General features: G+C 71.2%; 19 protein-coding genes, 1 tRNA gene and 1 pseudogene. 8 read left to right on the plus strand and 13 right to left on the minus strand.

Annotated features, from left to right (window positions below; translation table 11 throughout):
- Positions 1 to 43 precede the first annotated feature (43 nt).
- Positions 44 to 340, plus strand: coding sequence for a hypothetical protein (locus ACH4VO_RS05785; RefSeq protein WP_360987448.1), 297 nt, complete (start codon positions 44 to 46; stop codon positions 338 to 340).
- Positions 341 to 367: 27 nt separating this feature from the next.
- On the opposite strand, the gene ACH4VO_RS05790 is transcribed toward ACH4VO_RS05785, so the two are convergent.
- Together ACH4VO_RS05790 and ACH4VO_RS05795 are read right to left on the minus strand one after the other, a co-directional pair.
- Positions 368 to 1,018 (minus strand): RDD family protein, encoded by a 651-nt coding sequence (locus ACH4VO_RS05790; protein WP_360987446.1) that lies wholly within the window; start codon positions 1,016 to 1,018, stop codon positions 368 to 370.
- Positions 1,019 to 1,234: 216 nt separating this feature from the next.
- Positions 1,235 to 2,857: an RDD family protein gene (locus tag ACH4VO_RS05795; RefSeq protein WP_360987444.1), complete on the minus strand. Its 1,623-nt coding sequence runs from the start codon at positions 2,855 to 2,857 to the stop codon at positions 1,235 to 1,237.
- Between the two features lie 213 nt (positions 2,858 to 3,070).
- Between ACH4VO_RS05795 and ACH4VO_RS05800 the strand changes: the two genes are divergently transcribed.
- Entirely contained in the window at positions 3,071 to 3,547 is a 477-nt protein-coding gene (locus tag ACH4VO_RS05800) for an SsgA family sporulation/cell division regulator (protein WP_360987442.1), read from the plus strand.
- Positions 3,548 to 3,635: 88 nt separating this feature from the next.
- Here ACH4VO_RS05800 and ACH4VO_RS05805 read toward each other — a convergent pair whose 3' ends face one another.
- Positions 3,636 to 5,003, minus strand: coding sequence for an FAD-linked oxidase C-terminal domain-containing protein (locus ACH4VO_RS05805; RefSeq protein ID WP_360987440.1), 1,368 nt, complete (start codon positions 5,001 to 5,003; stop codon positions 3,636 to 3,638).
- Between the two features lie 97 nt (positions 5,004 to 5,100).
- Between ACH4VO_RS05805 and ACH4VO_RS05810 the strand changes: the two genes are divergently transcribed.
- Positions 5,101 to 6,705, plus strand: a complete 1,605-nt coding sequence (locus ACH4VO_RS05810; RefSeq protein ID WP_360987437.1) for a tetratricopeptide repeat protein — start codon at positions 5,101 to 5,103, stop codon at positions 6,703 to 6,705.
- Positions 6,706 to 6,850: 145 nt separating this feature from the next.
- Here the strand turns inward: ACH4VO_RS05810 and hppD are convergent, their stop codons facing one another.
- Positions 6,851 to 7,996 carry a 4-hydroxyphenylpyruvate dioxygenase gene (gene hppD, locus ACH4VO_RS05815; RefSeq protein ID WP_360987435.1) on the minus strand — a complete coding sequence of 382 codons (1,146 nt, stop codon included), beginning with the start codon at positions 7,994 to 7,996 and terminating at the stop codon, positions 6,851 to 6,853.
- Positions 7,997 to 8,118: 122 nt separating this feature from the next.
- On the opposite strand from hppD, the gene ACH4VO_RS05820 reads away from it, so the two are divergent.
- The 4 genes from ACH4VO_RS05820 to ACH4VO_RS05835 all read left to right on the plus strand — a co-directional run bounded on the left by ACH4VO_RS05820 (position 8,119) and on the right by ACH4VO_RS05835 (position 10,873).
- A complete protein-coding gene (locus tag ACH4VO_RS05820) occupies positions 8,119 to 8,592 on the plus strand; it encodes an Lrp/AsnC family transcriptional regulator (RefSeq protein ID WP_360987433.1) in 474 nt (157 codons plus the stop codon).
- Positions 8,593 to 8,716: 124 nt separating this feature from the next.
- The gene (locus tag ACH4VO_RS05825; RefSeq protein ID WP_360987431.1) at positions 8,717 to 9,334 is read left to right on the plus strand and encodes a winged helix-turn-helix domain-containing protein; all 618 of its coding nucleotides are present in this window, start codon (positions 8,717 to 8,719) and stop codon (positions 9,332 to 9,334) included.
- Positions 9,335 to 9,347: 13 nt separating this feature from the next.
- Positions 9,348 to 9,530 carry a hypothetical protein gene (locus ACH4VO_RS05830; protein ID WP_360987429.1) on the plus strand — a complete coding sequence of 61 codons (183 nt, stop codon included), beginning with the start codon at positions 9,348 to 9,350 and terminating at the stop codon, positions 9,528 to 9,530.
- Between the two features lie 2 nt (positions 9,531 to 9,532).
- Positions 9,533 to 10,873 carry an MFS transporter gene (locus ACH4VO_RS05835; RefSeq protein WP_360987427.1) on the plus strand — a complete coding sequence of 447 codons (1,341 nt, stop codon included), beginning with the start codon at positions 9,533 to 9,535 and terminating at the stop codon, positions 10,871 to 10,873.
- Here ACH4VO_RS05835 and ACH4VO_RS05840 read toward each other — a convergent pair.
- The 5 genes from ACH4VO_RS05840 to ACH4VO_RS05860 form a co-directional block, all read right to left on the minus strand.
- Complete coding sequence (locus tag ACH4VO_RS05840; RefSeq protein ID WP_360987425.1) at positions 10,803 to 11,591, minus strand: S16 family serine protease; 789 nt, start codon at positions 11,589 to 11,591, stop codon at positions 10,803 to 10,805. The two genes, ACH4VO_RS05835 and ACH4VO_RS05840, sit on opposite strands and share 71 nt — an antisense overlap.
- 160 nt (positions 11,592 to 11,751) lie before the next feature.
- Positions 11,752 to 12,396: a helix-turn-helix domain-containing protein gene (locus tag ACH4VO_RS05845; RefSeq protein ID WP_358675352.1), complete on the minus strand. Its 645-nt coding sequence runs from the start codon at positions 12,394 to 12,396 to the stop codon at positions 11,752 to 11,754.
- Positions 12,397 to 12,901: 505 nt separating this feature from the next.
- Positions 12,902 to 14,683: a DEAD/DEAH box helicase gene (locus ACH4VO_RS05850; RefSeq protein WP_360987423.1), complete on the minus strand. Its 1,782-nt coding sequence runs from the start codon at positions 14,681 to 14,683 to the stop codon at positions 12,902 to 12,904.
- Positions 14,684 to 14,833: 150 nt separating this feature from the next.
- The gene (locus tag ACH4VO_RS05855; RefSeq protein ID WP_360987421.1) at positions 14,834 to 14,965 is read right to left on the minus strand and encodes a hypothetical protein; all 132 of its coding nucleotides are present in this window, start codon (positions 14,963 to 14,965) and stop codon (positions 14,834 to 14,836) included.
- A 183-nt stretch (positions 14,966 to 15,148) separates the two neighbouring features.
- A complete protein-coding gene (locus ACH4VO_RS05860; protein ID WP_360987419.1) occupies positions 15,149 to 16,615 on the minus strand; it encodes an MFS transporter in 1,467 nt (488 codons plus the stop codon).
- Positions 16,616 to 16,816: 201 nt separating this feature from the next.
- On the opposite strand from ACH4VO_RS05860, the gene ACH4VO_RS05865 reads away from it, so the two are divergent.
- Positions 16,817 to 16,891, plus strand: a tRNA-Cys gene (locus tag ACH4VO_RS05865).
- A 199-nt stretch (positions 16,892 to 17,090) separates the two neighbouring features.
- Here ACH4VO_RS05865 and ACH4VO_RS05870 read toward each other — a convergent pair.
- The 4 genes and pseudogenes from ACH4VO_RS05870 to ACH4VO_RS05885 all read right to left on the minus strand — a co-directional run.
- Positions 17,091 to 17,780 (minus strand): hypothetical protein, encoded by a 690-nt coding sequence (locus tag ACH4VO_RS05870; RefSeq protein ID WP_360987417.1) that lies wholly within the window; start codon positions 17,778 to 17,780, stop codon positions 17,091 to 17,093.
- 34 nt (positions 17,781 to 17,814) lie between these two features.
- Positions 17,815 to 20,166, minus strand: a complete 2,352-nt coding sequence (locus ACH4VO_RS05875; RefSeq protein ID WP_398440871.1) for a hypothetical protein — start codon at positions 20,164 to 20,166, stop codon at positions 17,815 to 17,817.
- 19 nt (positions 20,167 to 20,185) lie between these two features.
- On the minus strand, positions 20,186 to 20,620 hold the full coding sequence (locus tag ACH4VO_RS05880; protein ID WP_360998292.1) for a hypothetical protein: 435 nt from the start codon (positions 20,618 to 20,620) through the stop codon (positions 20,186 to 20,188).
- 339 nt (positions 20,621 to 20,959) lie between these two features.
- Positions 20,960 to 21,284, minus strand: a pseudogene (locus ACH4VO_RS05885) (MFS transporter); the annotation flags it as partial.
- Positions 21,285 to 21,509 lie beyond the last annotated feature (225 nt).

A 21,509-nucleotide genomic window follows, 5' to 3' on the forward strand; every position in this document is an offset into this window, starting at 1 on the left:
TGTTGAGAGACCCCTATCCGACACCCTGAGGACGGATAACGCCATGCCTCGTCCGACTGCCGCACAGTTCTCCTACGGTTCGGTCACCGTCGTCGCCTCGGCCCTCGCCATGCTGCTGCTGTCCCGCACGGAATCCGGCGTCGGCGTGGCCGTCATCTGTGTCGCCGCACTGGTCATCGGTCTGCTGGTGGCCGTGACCGTCCCGCTGCCCGGACGGCTCGGACCGGCCCGGCGGACGACGGCGCCGTCACCTGCCCGCACCCGGCCCGTGCCCGACGACGCCGGGACGGCTTCCGTACGCCGGGACGAGCGTGTCGGGGAGCACTCGCTGCACCGCTGACAGCGCGTCCGGCAGCGTTTCGCCGCCTCACCTCACGGCGACCACCACCGTCTTGCCCGCCTTGTCCTGCAGGCCCTGCCGGTAGGGCTTGTCGGTGAACATCAAGATGATGTTGATCAGCCACCACAGGCAAGGGCAGCACAGCAGCGCCGGGAGCCACAGCACGACGGCCCGCATCAGCGCGGAGCTCGTGTCGGGCACCGAGCCGTCGTTGAGCATCGCCACACGCATCTTCAGCAGCCGCTTGCCCGGCGTCCGGCCGTCCTTGTGCGTGAAGTACGTGTCGTAGGCGACGTAGACCACCAGGCCGATCAGCGACCAGACCAGCTGGTGCCCGCTGTAGGCGCTGCCGACGGCGTTGCCGAAGTTGCCGTTCCCGTTGTCCCCGTTGTAATCGAGCGCGCCACCCCAGGGCAGCGAGATCAGGTACAGCGGGATCGAGATGATGAGGAAGTCGATCAGCCGCGCCAGGATCCGCTTGCCCGGCTCGGCGAGCGGCGGCATTCCGGCCAGCGGATCGGCACCGCCGTACGGACCGCCTCCGCCGTACGGACCGGGGTCGTACGGCGGTGGGGGCGGGCCGCCCGGCGGTGGCGGCGGGCCCTGCGGCGGCCGCTTGGAATAGGGATCGTCCCCGGGCGGCTGACCGGGTGGCGGCGGCGGTGGCTCGTTGCTCATGGGGGCAGTGCACCGCGGCCCGTGCGGGCCCGCAACGGCTGAGGTGCTTTCGGGGGACGGGGCGTCAGCACACGGGCGTACGGGGTGGCCGGGCCGGGGCCGACGGGCCGGCTCCTACCTGTCCCTGTGTCAGGTGGTCGGGCGTCAGGCCGTACGCGACGGGCGCGGGTCCCCGGCGCACCCCTGCCCGTTGCCCGGTACCTCGGCCCCGGCGCCTCAGCCCGCCACGAAGGTCCGGGCCGCCTTGTCGTGCCAGCACTGGCGCCACGGCCGGTCGACCAGACACCACAGCACGTTCACCACGCCGACGGCCAGCAGGCCCAGCACCCCGTACACCAGCCAGCGGCGCAGCGCGGCCCCGAGCGTGGGCGCCTGGTGGGATTCGATGTCGCGCACCTCGAGGCCGCACAGCTTCTTGCCGAGCGTGCGGCCCCACTTGGCGGTGGGCAGGGCCTCCAGCACGAAGCCCAGCACGAGGAACGCGCCGATCACCGCACCGAGCAGTCCGGCCGTGGTGGAGTCCAGCAGCCACACGGTGACGGTTTCGCCGGACTGCTTCGCCGCCTCGATCTTCCCGTCGATGTGGTCCATGGCCTGGGTGACCAGCGGGAAGCCGACGGCGCCGGCCAGTGCGCCGAGCACGACCGTGTCGAGGAGTCGGGCTGCCAGCCGCTTGCCGAGACCGGCGGGCCTGGCGGACGCCTGGGAGCGGGCCATCTGCTGGAAGGGGTCGTCGACCGGGGGCTTCCAGGGCACCACGGGCTGCTGCCCGGGCCCGGCACCGTGCTGCTGCGGGGGTACCGACTGCTGCGGGGGGACCGGCTGCTGCTGCGGCCGGGCCGTCTGTCCGGGCTGGGCGAGCTGCTGGACCTGCTGCGCCCAGGAGGCGGACCCGCCGCCGGGGCCGGGGGTCAGGGGCGTGTGCGGAGCGGCCTCCGGGGTCCGGGCCCGTGGCGGTTCGGGGGAAGGGGCGGGCGCCTGAGGCGGTGCGGGGGCAGGGGTGAGTGCCTGCGGGGTGACGGCGGGCGGCACCGCGCGCATCGCCATCGTGCCGTCGGCGGGCACGGGCCCGGACGCGCGGGGACGCGGGGTGCGGGCGCCGCCCGGGTCGAGCGCGCGGATGGTGAGCGTGCCGTCGGACGGCGGGCGGCCCCCCTCGCACGCATCTCCCGGCCGGTCCGCCCGGACGGCGGGGGTCCCGTCGGGCACGTCACCGGCACCGTCCCTCGTCCCGGGCAGGGCGCCCCGCGCCGGACCGGAGCCGGGCACGCGGGGGTCGGCCGGAGGCCGGCCGGCCGCGGCGTCGCCTGCGGGGGCGGGCCCGGTGCCCGAGGGAGCCGCGTCCGGCCGGGCCGTCGCGGACGGCGGGTCGCCGGCCGTGCGGGGGGCGGGGCCTCCCCAGGAGACGCGGTGGTCGTGCTCTCCGCCGAACCCCGCCTGCCGGGCGGTGTCGGCCTGCCAGGCGGACGCCGGTTCGGGGCGGCTGCCGCCCGCGCCCGTCCCTCCGCCGCCACCACCGAAGTCGCCCGCCTCCTCGACCTCGTCGAGGAACATCGGTCCGGTCTCGTCCACCGGAGCGGTCCGCTGCGCCGGCCGGCGGGCCGGATGTCGGTCCGGCCGGCGGTCCGCCTGCTGAGGGGCGGCGTCCGCCGTCTGTGCGGCTGCCGTACCGCCCTGCTGCTGGGTGGCCGCCGTCCCGTCGCTCCGGGGCGCGGGCCGGCTCGTACCGGGGACCCACGACGCGCCGTTCCAGTACCGGACGTATCCGGGAATGGACGGGTCGGGGTAGTAGCCCTCGCGGGGGCTTTCGTCACCGGGTGCCGGGGTTGGGGCGCTCATCACCGTGGTCCCGTATCTCTTCGAGGCCTCAATACAAGGGTCCACATCTATCAGACCGCCGCGCACCCCCGGGCCCGTCCTGACGTTTGGACCACTTTCAGGGTCGCCGGAGGATTTTCCGGGAAGTCGCGTCATGGGCGGACGGGAAGGCTCTCTCTCCTTGTGCGGACCGGTCAGGGGACCGGCCTCTACGACCAACGGAAGGTGCTTGCCATGCGAGACGTCGTGGAACGTGAGCTGGAGATGATGCTGGTCCTGTCGCCGGAGCGGTCCGTTCCCGTGCCCGCCCGGCTCTCCTACCTCACCGACGACCCGTACGCCGTGCACATCGCCTTCCACGTCGGCTCGGAGTCGCCGGTGCACTGGACGTTCGCCCGGGAGCTGCTCGTGGAGGGCGTGTTCAGGCCGTGCGGGCAGGGGGACGTACGCATCTGGCCGACCCGGGACGACGGCCGTGGCGTCATCTGCGTCGCGCTGGCCTCACCGGACGGCAACGCCCTGCTGGAGATGCCGTCGGCCGCCGTCTCCGCCTGGGTGGAGCGCACCCTGGTGATCGTGCCGCCGGGCTCCGAGAACGCCCTGCTGGGCCTGGACGCGGCCCTCGCCGAGTTGCTCACCCCCCTGCCGGCCGACGACGCCTGGCTGACCGATCCGTGGGCCGCCGAGGAATCCCAGGACGGTGAGCCGTGACCGGTGCGGACGGCGCCCGGGGCAGCCGGGGCCGGACCCCGGAACCGGGCGGGGGGAGCGGTCCTGGCGGGCCGGAACCGCCTGCCGGTCAGAACAGCTTGCCGGGGTTGAGAAGGCCGAGCGGGTCGAAGGCCGCCTTGATGCCGCGCTGCAACTCCACTCCCACCTCACCCAGTTCGCGGTCGAGCCACTCCTTCTTCAGCACGCCGACCCCGTGTTCACCGGTGATGGTGCCGCCGAGCTCGAGACCGAGTGCCATGATCGCGTCGAAGGACGCCCGGGCCCGGCGGGACTCGTCCGCGTCGGTGTGGTCGAAGCAGACGACGGGGTGGGTGTTCCCGTCGCCCGCGTGGGCGCAGACCCCGATCGTCAGGTCGAACTTCTCGGCGATGGCGGCGGTGCCCTCCAGCATCGCGCCGAGCTTCGACCGCGGTACGCACACGTCGTCGATCATCGTGGCGGAGTTGACCGTCTCCAGGGCCGGCAGCGACAGCCGGCGGGCCTGGAGCAGGAGTTCGGACTCGGCCGCGTCGTCGGCGGGCACCACCTCGGTGGCGCCCGTGGCGACGCACAGTTCCCCGACGGCGGCGAGGTCGGCCGCCGGGTCGGGGGTGTCGAAGGCGCAGAGCAGCAGTGCCTCGGTGGACTCGGGCAGTCCCATGGCGGCCATCGCGTTGACGGCGCGCACGGTCGTACGGTCCATCAGTTCGAGGAGTGACGGGGTGTGTCCCTGCTCCATGATCGCGCACACGGCGTCGCAGGCCGCCGACGCGGAGGGGAACTCGGCGGCGAGCACGAGCTGTCGCGGAGGCTGCGGCCGCAGTGCGAGGACGGCCTTGACGACGATGCCGAGACTGCCCTCCGACCCCACGAAGAGCCGGGTGAGGTCGTATCCGGCGACGCCCTTGGCGGTGCGCCGGCCGGTACGGAGCAGCCGGCCGTCGGCCAGGACGACGTCCAGGCCGAGGACGTACTCGGCGGTGACGCCGTACTTCACGCAGCACAGGCCGCCCGCCGCGGTCCCGATGTTGCCGCCGATGGTGCACATCTCCCAGCTGGACGGGTCCGGCGGGTAGTACAGCCCGTGCTCGCCGACGGCGCGCGAGAGCGTGGCGTTGACGACGCCCGGTTCGACGACCGCGATCCGGTCGACCGGGCTGATCTCCAGGATCCGGTCCATCTTCACCAGGGAGAGCACGATGCAGCCGTCGGAGGCGTTCGCGCCGCCGGACAGACCCGTCCGGGCCCCCTGGGGCACCACGGGCACCCGCAGTGCGGTGGCGGTCCGCATGACGTGCTGGACCTCCTCGACCGTGCGCGGGAGGACCACGACGGCGGGGGCACCGGCATCGCAGAAGCTCGCCATGTCGTGGGCGTACGAGGCGGTGATGTCCGGGTCGGTGAGCAGCGCCTCGGCCGGGAGACCTGCCCGCAGTTGTTCGAGGAGTGAGTCCATGATCCAAGCCTGACACCCGGGGCCAATGGTGTGAACCCGTCTACGCCGATGGACGCAGAGCGCGATGTGCTCTTCATACTGACGCAGAGTGATGGCCATGGATGCCAAGCCGCAGCAGAATCCGGAGCCGCTCTCCTCCACCCTGCCGCCGGAGGGCGCGACGTCCGTCCCACCCCCTCCCCCGGCCCTGCGCACCACGCTGCGCAGGGCCGCGTTCGGTGCCGTCGCGGGCGCCGTCCTCGTGGCCGGCGCGGTCGTCGCCGTACCGGACGAGGTGGCGAAGAAGACCGTGCCACCCGCGCCGGGGCCGGTGGCGCGGGCCGAGGCCGCGGCGGCGGCCGGCTCCCCGGCGTCCCTGTCCGACCTCACCGCGCTGATCGGCGACCGGCAGAAGTGGGTCGAGACCCATCCGTCCGACGCCCCGTCCTGGGCTGCGCTCGGTACGGCGTACGTGGAGTGGGGCCGGCGCTCCGCGGACCCCGCGTACTACACGCGGGCGGAGCGGGCCCTGCAGCGCTCGCTGGCCGCGCAGCCCGGTGAGCGGGGGAACACGCAGGCGTGGGTGGGGCTGGGCGCGCTGGCCAACGCCCGGCACGACCACCTCGCGGCGAAGAAGTGGGGCGAGACGGTACGCGCGCGGCAGCCGAAGGACTGGACGGCCTACCCGGTCCTGATCGACGCGTACAACGGCCTGGGCGAGTACGAGGCGGCGGGGAAGGCCACCGAGAGGTTCGGGGCGCTGCGCAAGGGTGCCCCCTCGCTGGCCAGGACGTCCGACATGTACCGCAACCAGGGCTGGCGTGAGGACGCCCTGGCCACCGCCCAGGAGGCGGCGGACCGCGCCACGGGTCCCGCCGAGAAGGCGGCGGCGCTGCACCGGCTGGGCGGCCTGGCCTGGGAGCGCGGCGAACCCGCGGAGGCCCTCGCCCAGTACGAGGCCGCCCTGCGCACCGACCGCGGCCACCTGGCCTCCCGGGCGGGGAGGGCCCGGGCCCTGGCCGCCCTGGACCGCACGGACGAGGCGCTGGCCGACTACCGGACGGTCACCGTGAAGCTGCCCCTGCCGGAGTACGTCCTCGAACTGGGTGAGCTGTACGAGTCCATGGACCTGGACGGCGACGCCCGCACCCAGTACGCCGAGCTGCGCAGGCTCCTGGACCGGGCGAGGGCGGCCGGGGTGAACGAGTCCGTGCTGGAGGCCCGTTACGAGGCCGACCACGGCGACCCGGAAGCGGCGGTGGAGCTGATGCGCACGGAGTGGGCGTCGCTGCGCCGCAGTTCGGCGGTGTCGGACGCGCTGGGCTGGGCGCTGCACAGGGCGGGCCGGTCCGAGGAGGCCGTGCGGTACGCGGAGCGGGCGGTGGAGACGGGGGAACGGAACGCCTCGTACGCGTACCACCTGGGAGTGATCGAGAGCAGCCTCGGACAGGACGGGCCGGCCCGCGGGCATCTGGAGGAGGCGCTCCGGACCAACCCGGAGTTCTCGCCGCTGGCCGCCCCCCTGGCCCAGGAGGCCCTGGAGGAGCTGGGCGAACCGGCGTCGGGCGGTCCGGCGGAACTGAGCGAGCCGGAACCGGAACCGGCTCCGTCGGCTTCCTTCTCGCCTTCCGCGGCGCCGAAGGCGGAGCCGGCCCCGGAGCGGGGGGCCGACTCGGGTGCGGCCCCCGAGCCGAAGCGGTCGGCCACCCCGGCGGCCTCGTAGCGGCCGCGCAAGGAAACGCTCCCTCGACCCCGCAAGATCAACCCGCTCAACGCCCACGGTCCTCGCAACTCCCACAGATCATGGGTGTGGCGAGGACCGTCAGAACCCAAGCACCCGCAGGGCCCGTTCCGTGCGCCGCGGGGTCCTACAGGTTGCCGCGCTTCTCCTGCTCGCGCTCGATCGCCTCGAACAGGGCCTTGAAGTTGCCCTTCCCGAAGCCCATCGAGCCGTGCCGCTCGATCATCTCAAAGAAGACCGTCGGCCGGTCCTGGACCGGCTTGGTGAAGATCTGCAGCAGGTAGCCGTCCTCGTCACGGTCGACGAGGATCTTCAGCTCGCGCAGGGTCTCCACGGGCACGCGGGTCTCGCCCGCCCACTCGCCGAGCGTGTCGTAGTACGAGTCCGGGGTGTCGAGGAACTGCACGCCGGCCGCCCGCATCGCCTTCACGGAGGCGACGATGTCGTTGGTGGCGAGCGCGATGTGCTGGACGCCCGCGCCGCCGTAGAACTCGAGGTACTCGTCGATCTGCGACTTCTTCTTCGCGATCGCCGGCTCGTTGATCGGGAATTTCACCTTCAGGGTGCCGTCGGCGACGACCTTCGACATGAGGGCGGAGTACTCGGTGGCGATGTCGTCGCCCACGAACTCCTTCATGTTGGTGAAGCCCATGACCTTGTTGTAGAAGGCCACCCACTCGTTCATCCGGCCGAGCTCGACGTTGCCGACGCAGTGGTCGACGGCCTGGAAGGTGCGCTTGGCGGCCGGTTCCACGAGGGGGTCGGCGGCCTGGTAGCCGGGCAGGTACGGGCCGTCGTAGCCGCCGCGCTCGACCAGCGTGTGGCGGGTCTTCCCGTACGTGGCGATGGCGGCCAGGACGACCGTGCCGTGCTCGTCCCCGACCTCGTACGGCTCGGTGATGCCCTTCGCGCCGTGCTCGACCGCGTACGCGTACGCCGCGCGGGCGTCCGGGACCTCGATGGCGAGGTCGACCACGCCGTCGCCGTGGGCGTGCACGTGATCGGAGAGGAACGTGCCCCACTCGGTGGACGGCTTGATGACGGAGGTCAGGACGAAGCGGGCCGAACCGTTCGTCAGGACGTAACTCGCGGTCTCGCGGCTGCCGTTCTCCGGTCCGGAGTAGGCGACGAGCTTCATGCCGAAGGCGGTCGAGTAGTAGTGCGCCGCCTGCTTGGCGTTGCCCACGGCGAAGACCACCGCGTCCATACCCTTGACCGGGAAGGGATCGGCCTGCCGGGCGGTGTCGGGGGCACTGTGCAGAGTCTCAGTCATACGGGAAGAGTCTCGTCGCTTCGCAAGGTGCGCAACAGTTCGCGCGATCGGTGGTCAGAGTGCCCAGCGGATAGCCATGATGGGCGGGCTATCTGTACAGGATGACCACCGGGAGACGTGTCATGGCGATCGATCATCTGGACGGCCGGCTCATCGTGCTGCTGGCCCGCGAGCCCCGTATCGGTGTCCTGGAGGCGTCCCGGCGGCTCGGCGTGGCACGCGGGACCGTGCAGGCGCGACTGGACCGCCTGCAGTCGAACGGCGTCATCCGCGGCTTCGGCCCGGACGTCGACCCGGCGGCCCTCGGCTACCCCGTCACCGCTTTCGCCACCCTGGAGATCAAGCAGGGGCAGGGGGCGGACGTGCGGGCCCATCTGCGCGGGGTGCCCGAGGTCCTGGAACTGCACACCACGACCGGGCACGGTGACATGCTCTGCCGGCTGGTGGCACGCTCCAACGCGGATCTTCAGCGGGTGATCGACCGCGTCGTCGGCTTCGAGGGGATCATGCGGGCCTCCACGGCGATCGTGATGGAGAACCCCGTACCGCTGCGCGTCATCCCGCTCGTGGAACAAGCGGCGGAGGACGCCGGCTGACCGAGGTCGGGGCAGGGCAGACCGAGCGGGCGGGACCGACCCCGCACAGGCGTCCGGCAGACATGCAAAGGGTTCGCTGCAAAAAAGCGTTGCAAAGTAGTCTTTGCAACTTTACGGTTGCTCCATGCCGCCGAACGAGCCCGAGCGCCGCCCTTCCCCGTACGCCGACGACCCCGCGATGCACCAGGTCGACGCCCGCACCTTGCGCGGCCTCGCGCACCCCCTGCGTATGCGGCTGCTGAACGCCCTCCGGGAGTTCGGCCCCGCCACCGCCTCCGGGCTCGCCGACCGTCTGGGCGAGTCCAGCGGGGCCACCAGCTACCACCTGCGCCAGCTCGCGGCGTACGGCTTCGTCGAGGACGATCCGGAGCGCGGCAAAGGGCGCGAGCGGTGGTGGAAGGCCGCTCACACCGGGACTGTCTTCGGGCCCGCGGTCGCCTTCACCCATCACGCGGACCCGGAGGTGCGGGGCGCCATAGGGGTGGTGCTCCACGAGGTCGCGACCACCCACGCCCAGGAACTGAACACCTGGCTCGGCACCATGCACGAGTGGCCCGAGGAATGGCAGCGCGCGATGGACATCAGCGACTTCAAGCTGCGCCTCACCCCGGAACTCGCCCTGGAGCTCGCGGACCGGGTGCACGAGTTGGTGAACAGCTACCGGGGCCGTGTGCCCGAGGACGCCGAGGGGTCCGGCGTCGTCCGTACCCACCTGCACATGTTCCCGCGCCCGACCGACTGAGGGGACCACCGCCATGCACGGCGACATCCACTACACGCTGCACACCCACCGCGCCGCCGAACTCATGGGGGAGGCCGCCCGGTTGCGGCCGCGGCGTCCCGCACTGCGCCAACGGGCCGGCTGGCTGATGGTCGACCTCGGACTGCGTCTGGTCCAGTCCCGCCCGGCTCCCGTCGGCTCCGCGCGGACGGCCTGACGATGGACGGGGGGACAGCGGCGAGGAGCCGCGTTCCGCTCGTCGCCGTCCTGGCCGCCAACTCCATATCCACGGCGGGTACTTCGCTCACCCTCATCGGTGTGCCGTGGTTCGTCCTGGAGACGACGGGCAGCGCGGGGCGGGCCGGTGTCGTCGCCTTCTGCGCGACGCTGCCCGTCGTCGTCGCCGCACTGACCGGCGGTCCGGTCATCGACCGGATCGGCCGGCGCCGGGTGGCCGTCGCCTCCGACACGGTGTGCGGCGCGGCCGTCGCCGCCGTCCCGCTCCTGCACCACGCGGGTGTGCTCGACTTCTGGATGCTGTGCGCCCTGATGGCCCTGAACGGGCTGGTCCACACTCCCGGCAGCACGGCCCGCTACGTCCTCGTACCCGACCTGGCCGCGCATGCCGGCACCACCCTCGCCCGTGCCGCCAGCCTCTTCGACGCCGTCTCGCGGGGCGCCCGCATGGTCGGCGCGGCCCTGGCCGGCGTGCTCATCGCCACTCTCGGCGCCGAGACCGTCCTGCTGCTGGACGCGGCCACGTTCGCCGTGTCCGCGCTGCTCGTCGCAGCGGGCGTCCGGGGGGTACGCGCCGCCGAGCCCGCCAGGGCCGCGACTCCCGTGTCGCCGGGCACCTACCGCACCGAACTCCGCGAGGGATACGCCTACGTGCTGGGCCACCGGCTGCTGCTCTGCGTGGTCCTCATGGTCATGCTCATGAACGGCACCGACCAGGGCTGGAACGCCGTCCTGCTGCCCGTGCACGCCGAGGGAGAGCTCGGCGGGGCCACCGATCTGGGGCTGCTCACCGCCGTGTTCGGGGCGGGCGGGCTGACCGGCGCGCTGCTGTACGGGGCCGTGGGGCACCGCTTCTCCCGGCGCGCGGTGTTCACCGTGTGCGTCGTGCTGTGCGGCGCGCCCAGATTCCTGGTCGCGGCGGTGACGGGCACGACCCTGCCGCTCGCCGTCACGATGGCGCTCAGCGGTGTGGCGGGCGGCATGCTCAACCCGATCCTGACGACGGTGACGTACGAACGCGTCCCCGAAGCACTGCGCAGCCGTGTCTCCGGGGCGCTCACCGCGGGCTGCGAGCTCGCCATGCCCGTGGGCGGGCTCGCGGCGGGCCTGCTGGTGGAGGGCGTCGGGGCGAGGGGCGCGCTGCTGGTGATGGGCGGGGTGTACTTCCTGGCGACGCTGAGCCCCCTGGTGTTCCCGGCCTGGCGCACCATCGAGAAGGACCAGCCGGAGCGGCACGGACCGGAGGACCCGCTCAGCAGCTCGGGGTCTTCCCACCCTGCTCCAGAGCGCGCAGCGAGGACACGGCGCTCTTCAGTGTCGTGACGGGGATCAGCCGCAGGCCCGCCGGCTTCTCCGCCCGGGCCTCCTTGCACTCGGCCCTGGGCACCAGGAACACGGTCGCCCCGTCACGCCGGGCCGCCTGCGTCTTCAGGGAGACCCCGCCGACGGCCCCGACGGTGCCGTCGGCCGCGATCGTCCCCGTACCGGCGACCGTGCGGCCCCCGGTCAGATCACCGCCGGAACCGTCACCGGCCAGCTTGTCGATGATGCCCAGCGAGAAGAAGAGTCCGGCGCTGGGGCCGCCGACGTCGGCGAGGTGCAGCGTGATGTCCACCGAACCGGGGGCTTTGCCGAGATAGTTCAGGGCCGCGTCGACGGCGACGTTCTGCGACTCCTTCATGTCCTGGAGGTTGTGCTTCTCGATCTCCTTCTCGGAGCCGCCCGTCGGGTACACCGAGTCACGCGGCAGGACCGCGCGGTCCGTCCTGAACCAGCCGTCGACCACGTCCCCGATCCCGACATCGGCGTTCGGGCCGGTCGCGAGGATGGTCGTCATCAGCAGCTTGCCGTCGGTGGCACGGGTCGGCGTGCCGTCGATCGTGATGACCTGCCTGCCCTTGTCGTCCCCCAGGACGTTCGCGGTCGTCCCGGGCTGCGCCAGCGTGAAGGGCAGCGGAGCGAAGGCGGCCGTACCGAACAGCGCGAGGACGGGCAGCGCGCAGAGGGCGAGGACGCGGGGGCGCGAGAGACGAGTGACCACCCGCCCAATCTATCCGCCACCGACCGGTCCCCGTCCCACCGGTGCGGGGGCCTGGGGCCCGGGACCGGCGGACCGGGAGCCCGGGGCCTCGGGGGCCGGGGCCTGCGTGAGGGCGTCCCCCGCCCGCCCGCTTCCCCGCCACGCCGTGGTGGGGCGGGGGCTACCGCAGCGCGTCCGCGACCTCGCGGGCCGCGTCCAGCACCCGGGGCCCCACCCGCTCCGGCACGGCGTCCGCGAGCATCACCACACCCACGCTGCCCTCCACGCCGGACACCCCGACCAAGGGCGCAGCCGCCCCGCAGGCGCCGGCTTCGAGCTCGCCGTGGGTGAGGGTGTAGCCCGGGTGGTCGGTGACCGTCTTCTGCCGTGCGGTGAGGATGGCCCGGCCCGCGGCACCCCTGTCGAGCGCGTGCCGGAAGCCGGCCCGGTAGGCCACGTGGTAGTCGGTCCAGGTCGGTTCGACGACGGCGACCGCGAGCGCGTCGGCCCCGTCGACCAGCGTGAGGTGGGCGGTGGCCCCTATGTCCTCGGCCAGGGAACGCAGCGCGGGCAGTGCCGCCTCCCTGACGAGCGGGTGCACCTGACGGCCGAGGCGCAGCACCCCCAGGCCGACCCTGGCCCGGCCGCCCAGGTCGCGCCGGACGAGGGCGTGCTGTTCCAGGGTGGCGAGCAGTCGGTAGACCACGGTGCGGTTGACGCCGAGTTTGTTCGACAACTCGGTGACGGTCAGGCCGTGATCGGTATCGGCGAGCAGTTTGAGGACACGCAGTCCCCGGTCGAGCGTCTGCGAAGTCTCCGCGGTCACGACGCCCTCTCCCTCGTTGGTGAGCGGGGCGGTTCTCTCTCCGGCAGTGCCGACGCCGGTCCCGTCGACGACGCACCGAGAGGCCGCCGACTGGCCATGGCACCGGCTGTGCTCCGCGGCAACATCGCCACGGCGCGTTCATGTTTCCGGGACATTAGCGAGCGGGTCCGCTCAGCGGAAGACCTCGTCCAGAATCCGGTCCGCCCGTGTAACGGGTCGGCATAACCGCCGGTCAACGCGAAACCGTCCGGAACGCGAACATCTACGCGCGTTCATGTCGGGTGACGCAGTCGCGACGCTCCGTTCATCGACGTGAACGATTGTTAACCGAGTGTGAATAATTGTTGCAGAAACTTCTGCCCCAGCAGGCACCGCACGCCCCCGCGAGCGCCTACGCGCCCCCGCTCGGGGAGCACTGGACGGACCCGGCCGGAAGGGCCGAACGGGCCCGGTACGGCGCCTACTTCGCCGTACCGGGCCCGCGTTCCGCCTCAGCGGGACCCGCTCACCGCATCCGGGTGGCCCACTCCTGCACCTTCTTGATCCGGTCCTGGATCTGGCCGGCCGTCGCCTCCGCGCTCGGCGGCCCGCCGCACACCCGCCGCAACTCGGTGTGGATCACCCCGTGCGGCTTACCGCTCTGATGGGTGTACGCCGACACCATCGTGTTGAGCTGCTTGCGCAGCCCCAGCAGCTGCTTGTGGGTGACCACGGGTCTGCCCTCGGCCGGCTTCTCCAGGAGGTCGGCCTCCGAAGCCGGCTTCTGGCGGCTGTGCGCGATCTGCCGGGTCTGGCGCTTCTGGAGCAGCAGCTGTACCTGGTCGGGTTCGAGCAGCCCCGGGATCCCCAGGTAGTCCTGCTCCTCCTCGCTGCCCGGGTGCGCCTGCATACCGAACTCGGCACCGTCGTACAGCACCCGGTCGAAGACCGCGTCGGACTCCAGCGCCTCGAAGGGCAGCTGTTCCTCGGTCTCCTCGTCCTCCAGCTTCTCCGCGTCCGCGAGGAGCTGGTCCTCCTCCGCGAAGGGGTTCTCCTCGTCGCTCCCCTTCTTGGGCTTGTCGAGCACGTGGTCGCGCTCGACCTCCATCTCGTTCGCGAAGTCCAGCAGCATCGGGATGGTCGGCAGGAAGACCGAGGCGGTCTCGCCGCGCCGCCGCGACCGGACGAAACGGCCGACCGCCTGCGCGAAGAAGAGCGGCGTGGAGATGGTGGTGGCGTACACGCCGACCGCGAGACGCGGTACGTCGACGCCCTCGGACACCATCCTGACCGCGACCATCCAGCGTGAACCGTCCTGGCTGAACTGGTCGATCTTCTTCGACGCGGCCTTCTCGTCGGAGAGAACGACGGCGGGCCGGTCGCCGGTGATCTTCTTGAGGAGTTTGGCGTACTCACGGGCCGACTCCTGGTCCGTGGCGATGACCAGACCGCCCGCGTCCGGGATGCCCTTGCGCACCTCGGTCAGCCGCTTGTCGGCTGCTGTCAGGACGTTGGGGATCCAGTCGCCGGTGGGCGAGAGCGCGGTGCGCCAGGCCTGCCCGATGGCGTCCTTGGTCATCGGCTCACCGAGCCGTGCGGCGATCTCGTCCCCGGCCTTGGTACGCCAGCGCATGTTGCCGCTGTAACTGAGGAAGATCACGGGGCGGACGACGCCGTCGGCGAGGGCGCTGCCGTAGCCGTACGTGTAGTCGGCCGAGGAGCGCCGGATGCCGTCGTTGCCCTCCTCGTACGCCACGAAGGGGATCGGGTTGGTGTCCGACCGGAACGGCGTGCCGGTGAGGGCGAGCCGCCGGGTCGCCGGGTCGAACGCCTCCTGGCACGCCTCTCCCCAGGACTTCGAGTCCCCGGCGTGGTGGATCTCGTCGAGGATCACGAGCGTCTTGCGCTGCTCGCACCGGTTGCGGTGCAGCATCGGGCGGACACCGACACCCGCGTAGGTGATCGCGACTCCGTGGTACTCCTTGCTCACGGGCCCGGCGCTGTAGTCCGGGTCCAGCTTGATGCCTATGCGGGCCGCCGCTTCCGCCCACTGCTTCTTCAGGTGCTCGGTGGGCGCCACGACGGTGATCTGCTGCACCACGTGGTGGTGCAGCAGCCATGAGGCGAGGGTCAGCGCGAAGGTGGTCTTCCCCGCGCCGGGCGTCGCGACGGCGAGGAAGTCACGCGGCTGCTCCTGGACGTACTTCTCCATGGCACCCTGCTGCCAGGCGCGCAGCTTCCCGGCCGTACCCCAGGGGGCGCGGCCGGGAAAGGCGGGTGAGAGGTGGTGGGAGGCGGTAGTAGTCACGGTCTCCGGTTCGGGGCACTCGGGTACGTGGTCGGCTGTCCGTACCGGCCGGAACCGGCCCGTACGCGATACGACAACCGGGCCACCCTACCGGCGGGTGGGGCGGAGACGTCTCGCACCACTGCCCGGCCCACCCGATTGCGACAGCCGTCACACCGGGTCGGCCACCGGTGCGCGAAGCCCCTGCACAGCGGCTTCCACCTCGTCCGTCTCTCCGGCCTCCACCGCGATGACCAGGCCTTTCGCCGGGCCGGTGGCCGGGCGCGGGTCCGCCCCGCTCATCGCCGGGAAGCTCACGCGCGACGGCCGGGCAGTCCTCCGGTCCGCCGTCGAGGAGCGGATGGTTGATCGCCGGAGACTGCGGGAGAGCTGCCGCCGGGGACTGCGGGCGGGACGCCGCCGGGGACTGCGGGCGGGACGCCGCCGTGCCCAGATCCGGAGCAGGCCCGCTCGCCGAAGATCCCGCTACGCGGTCCGCACTCTTGTCGCCACCCACACGCCCACCAGGGCCACCGCCGCCATCGGCAGGAACACCGCCGCGAACGCCCCCGGATGCGCGCCGGCTGTTCCACTGCCCACCGCCCCGTGCACGGCCGCGCCCACCTCGCCCCCGCCGAGCGCGGCGAACGCCGCGCCGCCACCGGTGAGCAGCAGGACGTTGGCCAGACCGTCCGAGATCTGGAGGGCCGCGGAGTTGCCGCCCGCTTCCTCAGGCGCGGACAGTTTCAGCAGCAGCACGCTCGTCGAAGCGAGCACCATGCCCATGCCGAAGCAGCCGACGCCCCACACGACGGCCAGTGTCCACACGGGTACCGCCTCGATCAGCACGGCGGGGGCGGCTGCGATCGACACGGCCACCAGCACCATGCCCGCCACCATGAGGGACTCGCGGTGCGGCTCCAGGCGCGGCCGGGCGAGCACGTACGAACCGAGCGCCCACGTCACACCACCCGCGGCGAGCGAGAACCCCGCCATCGTGGGCGACAGCCCCCGCTGGGTCACCAGCATCAGCGGAACGAACGACTCGGCCGCGATGAACGAACCGGCCGAGATCCCGCGCAGCAGGATGACCGCGGGCAGCCCCCGCGCGGCCCGTACCGTCCCCGGGGGCATCAGGCCGAGCACGGCCGGTACGAGAAGGGCCGTACCGGCCAGGGCGGGCAGCAGCGAGAGCCAGCGCAGCTCCTGCCCGGCGTACTGCAGCAGTCCCGCGCCCAGCGAGATGCCCAGGGCCAGCCTGATGCGCCGCCGGTCGTACGGCTTCTCCCCCGCCACCGCGTCGGCCGGCCCGGCCGCCATCCGCCGGATCGCGGGCAGGGCGAGGCCGAGCGGCAGGAGGATGAGCGCCGGGATGCCGACGAAGACCCAGCGCCACCCGAGGTGCTCGGTCACCGTCCCGGCGGCGAGCGGTCCGACGATGGACGGGACGATCCAGGCCGCCGAGAACGCGGCCATGATCGAGGGCCTGATGCGCTCCGGGTAGGCCCGGCTGATGACGACGTACAGCGCCACGATCACGAGGCCGCCGCCGATGCCCTGGACGGCCCGGCCGAGGATGAACATCACCATGCTGCCCGCCGTACCGGAGACCAGCAGCCCGGCCCCGAACGCCCCGATCCCGGTGGCGAGCGGAGCGAGCGGCCCGCGCCGGTCGGCCCACTGCCCGGACAGCACCATGGCGAAGAGGCTGGTGGTGAAGTACGCGGAGAAGGCGAACGCGTAAAGCGGGATGCCGTGCAGTTCACGGGCCGCCACGGGCATCGCCGTACCGACGGCGGTCGCCTCGAAGGCGATCAGCAGCACGACGGAGACGATGCCGATGCTGAGCGCCCGGTACGTACGTCCCAGCACACCCTCGGCGGGCGGGATATCGGCTGCGCTGTCTTCGAGAGGGGCCGTGACCTCGGCGTCACGCGGTTCCAGGACACTCATGGACCCCAGAGTAAGGGCCGAAACGGCAGGTGGGCCCTGTCGGTGGAGGGAGACCGGGTGGGGCCTTGGTCGTAGGTCCGCGAACCCGGCCCCGGCCCCGCGCGTGAACGCCGTATGGCAGTCGTATTGCGGGACCCCCGCCGCCCTTGAGCGGCGCGGCGCCGGGCCCGTACGGTCACTGACAGAGGGAACGACACACCTGGCCGTGTGCCCGAGTGGTTCAGGGGCTCGACTGCAACTCGAGTTACACCGGTTCGAATCCGGTCACGGCCTCCATCGGTCCCGGGACAGCCCTCAGACGGCCCCGGTGGAAGACCTGAGCGGCAACGGCCGCCCCCATGGTGCGGGGGCGGCCGTTGCCGTGCGAGCACGCGTTCGGCCGTGTAAAGCGTCGTAGTTGAGCGGTGGAGTTGCAGCCCCGCGTGCACGAAATGACGCGGCTCTCGGCGGCCCGAGTGTGCGTTTCAGGTGTTCGTCACCGGGTCCCGGCGGGATCCAGGGACGGCCGAGCCTGGAGCCCTCCGTCGCCCTCACAGCCGAGTTCCTTCGCCATGGCCAGGGAGAAGGAGTGGGCGACCGTGGCGTAGGCGTTCTTCAGCTCCTCGATGTCGTCTTCGGGTTCCTCGGGCATCCCGCCGGGCTCGACGGCGATGTTGATGTGAGCCGGCGAGGAACCGGACAGATCCCCACCCCGACATGCGAAGTCGACGAACGCGCCATCCGGCGCGGCGCCCGCCCTCTCGCCCATCTTCAGCACGGTGTACTTGGCAGCTGGGGCGTCACCCGGGGTCTCGGGGGACAGGTGCCAGGTAATCCGGAGCTCGCCGCCCGCTGTCCCAACCGGGGGGTAGATCCGACAGACGTCCCCGTGCCCGGTGGCGGAGGACGTGAACGTGTCACTCAGCTCCTGAGCGGCTCGGGCGACCGTGTACTCCTCACCCGATGCCTCGAACCTCGGCGAGCCGGTGATCGTTTCCAGCCCCTGGCCCGCAGCGGCGGACACCGCGTGTCCGCCGCATAGTTCCGTGGCGGGAACGGACTGCTTCCGGGCCTCCGCCGCGTAGTCCTTCTCGTCGTCCGAGCAGCCGGCGGCCCCGAAGACCAGCGAACCGGCCACGGCAGCACCGAGGAGTCCGCCCCGCATGCCTCTACGACTGATCACCATCAGCATCCTTCTGTGTCATCGGCCGTCCACGGCCTCAGCCGGTTTCCGGATCGTTGCCCTGCTGGTTCTCACGCTGGTTGCCGGTCGAGTATCCGACCCTCATGGATTCCTTCAGGTCCTGCCCGAAGTCGCTGTCCGACGTCACGCCGTTCTGCCGCATGAACTCCTCCATGGGCGATTCGGCCATGCTTTCACCCGCGGAGTAGACCTTGGTCTTCTCCTCCCGGGTGAGTTCTTCCACCTTCTCCTTGTGCTCGTCCACCGAGTTGTCGGAGATGTCACCGACCACTTGTCCGATGACCTGTTCCAGAGCGCCGCTGGCGGTGTCCGTCGCCAGCGGGATGAGTACCGCCGCCGTGCCCACGGCCGCCGTCGCGGGCAGGAAGGCGACGCCTGCCGCCACCCCTGCCGCGGCCCCGAACTCGATCCAGCCCGACCGCTTGGCCACCGCCTTCTCGTAGTCCTCGTGGGTCTTGAGGTTCGTCGCCTCCACCTGGTCGGCCCGGGACTGGTCGAGCATGCCCTGGACCTCGGCGCCGACGTGGACGGTGTTCCTGGCCGCTCCGGTGTCGATCTTCCCGTCGGGTCCCACCTGGCCTTCGAGCACGCTTCGGGTGTAGACCTGTTCCGCCGTCGAGACCGTCGCGTACGCATCCGGGTGCTGACCGAGGGTGCTGAGGAAGCCCCGGGCAACGCTCCTGCCGTTCTTGTCCTCGGTGTCGGCGAAGTCCAGGTGACCTTCCGGATTCTTCCCCGGCGCGAACGGGCTGTTCGGCTCGTTCTTGTCCAGAGCCCAGTTGATGTCGTCGATGTAGCCGGCGCCCATGGTGCCGAGGCTGTCCGCCATGGCCTCCTGCTTCTTGAGGAGCCCCGCGTCCGCCCCGTACTTCTCCATGACCTGCTGCATCACGGCGGCGTTGTCGGCGTCCCGCACCACACCCGCGTCGGGATGGCCGACCGGATAACCGAGGGTCGCCGCCTCCAGGGCGTGCCCGAGGGCGTCCGGCATGTAGTCGAGCGACGCCTTGAGTTCCTTCTCGTCGAGCGAGTCGACATCGCCCCAGTTCTCCCACTTCTCGTCCCCGAAGAAGTCGAGGTAGTTCCCGACCTTCTCGCCGTCCTTGCTCTTGCCGAGGTCTGCCTTCGCACCCGTGTTGACCGTGCCGTCCTCGTTGTAGGCGGTCGGCGGGTCGGCGAAGAAGTGCTTCGCGGCGTCCGGGCTGTTGCCGAGGGCTTCCAGCATGGAGACGGTCGGGTCGTAGCCGGAGCCGTTGACGCCCGAGGGGTTGAACGGGTTCTTGAACGAGCTGTTCACCATCTTGTTGTCGGCGAACATGTACGGGTCCTTCTGGTGCAGCTGCGCCACGTGCTCGGCGATGGGGTTCAGGAACTTCGCGTCGTAGTTCCCGTACCGCATGATTCCGCCGAGCAGCTGGTAGCCGTAGGGCCCGCCGGTGTCGTACTTGGCCAGCGGGATCCGTTCGGTGCCGAGCTTGCGCAGCTCAGGGCCCCACTCAGCGGCGAACGCCTTGTCGTGTGACGCGGTGGCCAGGTTGAGACCCAGGTTCTTCTGGAGGTCCTGGACGTCCTTCAGACGCTCCTTGTCGAGCTTGCCGTAGTCGTACGTGTCCGTGGAGAGCTGGCCGAAGAACGCCAGCGACTTCTCCGGGCCGAGCTTCTCGTAGAAGTTCTTCGCGAACTCCGGCGACTTGCCGTTGTCCTTCAACAGCTCGTTGAGCGCTTGGAGTTCCGTGTGCGTGATGTCGCGGCCCTTGGCGGCCAGGGCAGCGGCCCGGGCGGCCTCCTCCTGGTCCATCTTCGTGTACTTCGGCGCACTGAAGTCGTTGCCCTCGGTGACGTTGGCCTCGAGGGAGTTCTTGAAGGAGACGTCCGTGTCACCGCAGGTCTCGACGATCTGGTCGATCTTCTTCTGCCAGGCCGCGATGTTCTCCCGCTGCTGGCGCGCGATCTCCGGATAGTCGGGGTCGTGGCGGCGCTGGGCCGCGGGAATGTCCTCCACCGGGTGCAGCGCGGTGACCTTGCCTTTGGCGTCCACATGGATACCGGCCGCCGGACCTTCGTGGTCCCGGATGTCGATCAGGTCGTCCTTGGCCTTCTTGATGGCCGTGTGGGCTTCCTCCAGGATCTGCTGGACACCCTTGGCCTCGGCGGCGGCGTCCTTGAACTCCTTGGCCGTCTTCCCGATGAACCCTCGGGTGACGCCCGCGTTGGCGCCCTCCCACTCCGCCTTGTCCGCCTTGACCTTCATACCGTCATTGGCGTCGTCGGCGAGCTGGTCCAGGTTCTTGACCATGGTTGCCCAGTCGTCGGCCGCCGTCTTCAGCTTCGCCACCGGGGCGTCGACTATGTCCTCGTACGTCAGCATTACTGCGCTCCCCCGGAAACTACTTCAGGTACTCGTTGAGCTTGGAGACGGACAGCAGATCGCCACCGATCTGCACGTCGTCCTTCGCGTGCGCCGCCTTGCTGTAATCCAGGTGGTTCGAGATCTGCGCACAGGCGTCGAGCAACGTCTTCATGTGCGTGTTCCAGCGGTCGTGCACCTTGAGCAGTGCGGACCCGCTGGAGAAGTTGCCGTTCGTGAGAGCGATGGCCGCGTCGAAGGTGGAGGGCCGGGCATGGTCCCCGTCCTTCGACAGGCGGGTGCGCAGCGCGTAGGCGTCATGCCCGATGGCACCCAGGTTGTCCTGATTGACAGCCAGATCGGCGTTGGCCGGCCCCGCGCTGCCGCCACCCTCAGCCGGGATGCTGTTGAGCCGCATGTCGACCCGCTGCGTGGACTCCGCCCGAAGAGCCGCCCATTCCGCGTCGAACGTCACGAATTCCCCCGTACTCATTCCCGGATACCGCCGAGCCATCGACTCCGCTCTCAATGACACCCACGCTAGCTGTTCGGTTTCCTCCGGGGAGCCGCAGGTGGGGAGCACTTATCGGGCCATTCGGAAGGAGGGGGAACATCTTCACGAGCTCGGCTCTCGACCCACCGGAGTCGGACACCAACGCGCGCGAAAACGACCAATCACCGCACTGCCGCCCGTCCGGCGTCGAATGGCGTTGGTTGCCGCAGTTCCGGGCGAGCCCGAAGAGCCGGGGAGCGCCCGTCACAGCGACACGACAGGCCCGCGTTCACGAGCTGTGCGACCGACCCCTGAGCCTCACCCGAGGTGCTCGGTCACCGTTCCGGGCGGCGAGCCGTCCGACGATGGACGGGACGATCCAGGCCGCCGAGAACGCGGCCATGATCGAGGGCCTGATGCGCTCCGGGTAGGCCCGGCTGATGACGACGTACAGCGCCACGATCACGAGGCCGCCGCCGATGCCCTGGACGGCCCGGCCGAGGATGAACATCACCATGCCGCCCGCCGTACCGGAGACCAGCAGCCCGGCCCCGAACGCCCCGATCCCGGTGGCGAGCGGAGCGAGCGGCCCACGTCGGTCGGCCCACTGACCGGAGAGCGCCATGGCGAAGTGGCTGGTGGTGAACGCCGTATGGCAGTCGTGTTGCAGGCCGGTCGCCGACCTTGAGCGGCACGGCACCGGGCCCGTACGGTGACTGGCAGAAGGAACGACACACCTGGCCGTGTGCCCGAGTGGTTCAGGGGCTCGACTGCAACTCGCGTTACACCGGTTCCGGTCACGGCCTGGACCAATCCCCGGTCACCCAGGCGGCCTCAGCGAGAGAACTGAGCGGCAACGGCCGCCCCCGGC

Source organism: Streptomyces sp. NPDC020780 (assembly GCF_044334475.1).
Taxonomy (GTDB): domain Bacteria; phylum Actinomycetota; class Actinomycetes; order Streptomycetales; family Streptomycetaceae; genus Streptomyces.